The 2,172-nt window shown below is 45.0% G+C and carries 1 protein-coding gene; it reads right to left on the reverse strand.

Annotation, left to right across the window (positions count from 1 at the left end; all coding sequences use genetic code 11):
* Positions 1-117 precede the first annotated feature (117 nt).
* Positions 118-1,590, reverse strand: coding sequence for a group II intron reverse transcriptase/maturase (gene ltrA / locus R7Z49_RS23210; RefSeq protein WP_031848075.1), 1,473 nt, complete (start codon positions 1,588-1,590; stop codon positions 118-120).
* Positions 1,591-2,172 lie beyond the last annotated feature (582 nt).

A 2,172-nucleotide genomic window follows, 5' to 3' on the forward strand; every position in this document is an offset into this window, starting at 1 on the left:
CGTTTTTGTCGAGTAGACGACACTTGTTACCAAGTGCCGCCCCTCTAAGAACCGTACGTGCAACTTTCACTGCATACGGCTCAAGCCTCCACTAAGGCATCATTGATACCCAGCAACTTATAACGCAGTCGGGACAGGCTCTTTCCAAGAGTTACGAGCTAGCCTTTTAGATTTTCTCTTCACCAGATATTCTTGGTATTGAGGGTCAAAAGGGGTCGCAGCACTCCTAATTTTTACGTGTCTTTCGATAGGCACTTTCGCTATTTGGAACAGATTGAAGTGACAGTCCATGTTCATGATTTTCTGCCAACCGTGAAATTGCCACTGGCCTTTACGATTGAGAAAATACTTGTGCACAACCCAGTCTTTGGACTTGGTTGGATGACGTCTAACTGCCCAGTGCCATAACGCTTGGAATAGTTTATGGCCGACATACCCGAATACTTGTTTAGCAACACAGTGGCGATAGTAATTCGCCCATCCCCTAAGTTTCGGATTTATCAACTTGATAAGATCGTTAACAGGGATGGTTGCGTGCTTTTTAATAACTTCACGTAGATTTCTAAGGAATAACAGCGTATTGGATTTGCTCGGTTTAATGAGCAATTTCCCTTTGTACTTCCTGTGATTGAAACCCAGAAAGTCAAAGCCATCATCAATATGAGTGACCTTCGTTTTTTCTTCGGAGAGGGTTAACCCTCTTTCTGCCAAAAAGCCAGCAATCAACGGTTTGATATCGTTCACTAGCACTTCCTTTGAAGAGCAGGTGACCACAAAATCATCCGCATAACCGATAAAGTTGGCCCTAGCACCCATTTTCAGAGCTGTAGATTTTATTTGTTGCTCTATTCCCGCGAGAGTCATTAGCATCAAGGTTGGAGATATTATTCCACCTTGAGGTGTACCTTCTTCGGTATCGTAGAACAGCCCCTTATCTACATAGCCAGATTTTAACCATTGCTCTAACATTCGTTTATCTACAATGATATTGTCCATCAGCCATTTATGCCCGATTTTGTCGAAGCAAGCCTTAATATCTCCCTCAAGAACCCATTTCGCGGATTGCTTTAGAGCTAAACATTTGAAGCACTGACTGACAGCGTCAGCCGTGCTGCGATTTGGTCTAAAACCATAGCTATTGAGGTCGGCAAACGTTTCGGACACAGGCTCTAATGCAAGAAGGTGGAGGGCTTGTTGCGCTCTATCAATCATGCATGGAATACCCAGTGGCCTGAGCTTACCGTTCTTTTTGGGAATATAGATACGTTTGAGTGGTTTTGCGGAGTAAGCCTTGCGACTCAGTTGATCGACTGCTTTCATACGGCGTGCATCTGTGTTCCAGATGACACCGTCTATTCCAGGCGTTTTACTGCCTTTATTCTGAGAGACTCGCTTAACCGCGAGAAGCTTGGCTGAGCGAGAATGAGTCAAGAGCCACTGTAAAGACTTCACCTTACCGTATTTCTTTTCTCTAGTTGCTTTTGCGATACGCATTTGAAGCTTCAATACGTGTACTTCAACGGATTTCCAGTCGATGGACTGCCATTGATCGCCGTCAGAAGATGCACTAATCTCTTTCGAGATCACCATTTGCTTTTCTCCTTGAATAAAGTTCTTCAAATTCTCTCGCAATGGAAGACCAGTCGGAAGTGGGCTCACTTTCGTGATCAGACATAAGTCTGTATCTGCATCATTACAATGTAGCTTTCGCTTTTTCCGACCTCCTATACCTGCACCACTATCGGCCACAAAGGCTTTCCCAAAGGGAGTGATACAGGCTTACCCTGTTCCGTATGTTGCGTAAAATGTCGGGTTAGATGCCCACTATAGTGCGGAGAGTGCAGTGACCACGAAAAAGTACTGTCCAACCTCTTTCCAACTCTCATTGCCTTTTGGCTACAGCGTAATAACCACTTCCGCTGCTTCATCATATAACGCACCTTGAATGGATTCACATATGTTCATCATACTGACTACCTAGCACTTACCCGAATTGTGGTTTTCAGGAGGAACGTCCTCTCACGATTCTTTTCCCACTCAGCCCAACGGCCAAGTTTCGTTACATTGTCCGAGCCGCTGCTTTATTCAGGCTCGTAGGTTCATCTGGTGATACAGACGGTTCACTCATAAAGCGGTGAACAACGCTTCATACGACTTCAGGTCGCACGGACA

The sequence above is a fragment of the Vibrio sp. 1562 genome (genome assembly GCF_033340155.1).
GTDB lineage: Bacteria > Pseudomonadota > Gammaproteobacteria > Enterobacterales > Vibrionaceae > Vibrio > Vibrio alginolyticus.